The following is a 1596-nucleotide window of genomic DNA, read 5'->3' on the forward strand; positions in this document are numbered from 1 at the left end:
CAACGATGATGAAGGCTGCGCGTGAGGCGTGGGAAACGGCCGGCTATCGTGTGGTCGGCGGAGCATTGGCGGGCAAAGCCGCCGAAGGTTTGGAGAAGGAAGCTGGCATCGTCTCCCGCACGCTGTCGTCGTGGGAGCTTCGCTGGAACCAGGGTCGCAACCGGCTCGACGACAAGACTGTTATCGTACTCGACGAGGCCGGCATGGTGTCGTCACGGCAGATGGCGCTATTGGTCGAAGCCGTAACCAAGGCCGGCGCCAAACTCGTCCTTGTCGGCGATCCGGAACAGCTTCAACCGATCGAAGCGGGCGCCGCCTTCCGTGCGATCGCCGATCGCATCGGCTATGCCGAACTCGAGACGATCTATCGTCAGCGCCAGCAATGGATGCGCGACGCCTCGCTCGATCTCGCTCGTGGCAATGTCCGCAAGGCTGTCGATGCCTACACCGCTCATGGTCGAATGATTGGTTTGAGACTGAAGGACGAGGCCGTCGAAAGCCTGATCGCAGCTTGGGACCGGGACTACGACCCTTCGAAGACCAGCCTGATCCTCGCACACCTTCGCCGCGACGTCCGAATGCTCAATGATATGGCGCGCGCCAAGCTGGTCGAACGCGGCGTCGTCGCGGACGGATTTGCGTTCAAGACAGAGGACGGAACTCGCATGTTCGCGACCGGCGACCAGATCGTGTTCCTCAAGAACGAGGGCAGCCTTGGCGTCAAGAACGGCATGCTCGCAAGGGTGCTTGAAGCCGCATCTGGCCGGATTGTTGCGGAGATTGGTGACGGCGAGCACCGCCGCCAGGTCACGGTCGAGCAGCGCTTCTACAACAATCTCGATCACGGCTATGCGACGACGATCCACAAGAGCCAGGGCGCGACCGTCGACCGTGTGAAGGTGCTTGCTTCCCTTTCATTGGACAGGCATCTCACCTATGTGGCCATGACGCGCCATCGTGAGGATCTCGCCGTCTACTACGGCAGTCGCTCCTTCGCGAAATCCGGCGGCCTCATTCCGATCCTGTCGCGCCGGAACGCCAAGGAAACCAGCCTCGACTACCAGAAGAGCGCTCTCTATCGCCAGGCGTTGCGCTTTGCCGAGGCCMGCGGCCTGCAGCTCATGAACGTCGCCCGCACGATCGCACACGATCGCCTCCAATGGGCCGTCCGGCAAAAACAGAAACTCGCCGACCTCGGCGCCCGTCTGGCCGCAATCGGTGCGGCACTCGGACTGGTCCGCGGCAGCAACAAACACTCCATCCGGGACACAATCAAGGAGGCCAAGCCCATGGTGTCAGGCATCACCACCTTCCCCAAATCGCTCGACCAGGCTGTTGAGGGTAAGCTCGCCGCCGATCCCGGCCTCAAGAAACAATGGGAGGACGTCTCGACCCGCTTCCATCTCGTCTACGCCCAGCCGGAAGCGGCCTTCAAGGCAATCAATGTCGACGCCATGCTCACGGACCAGTCGGTGGCGCAGTCCACCCTGGCAAGGATTGCCGGCGAGCCAGAGAGCTTTGGCGCGCTCAAGGGCAAGACCGGTCTTCTCGCGAGCCGTGGCGACAAGCAGGACCGGGAAAAGCGCTCGCCAATGT

Annotated in this window: 1 protein-coding gene; it reads left to right on the forward strand. The window is 62.3% G+C overall.

The window, feature by feature from the left end; genetic code table 11:
- On the forward strand, positions 1-1596 hold a 1596-nt coding region (locus tag AC1D1Z_RS37255; RefSeq protein WP_477853832.1), incomplete at both ends, for an AAA family ATPase.

It is taken from the genome of Rhizobium sp. P1_E1 (genome assembly GCF_056406015.1).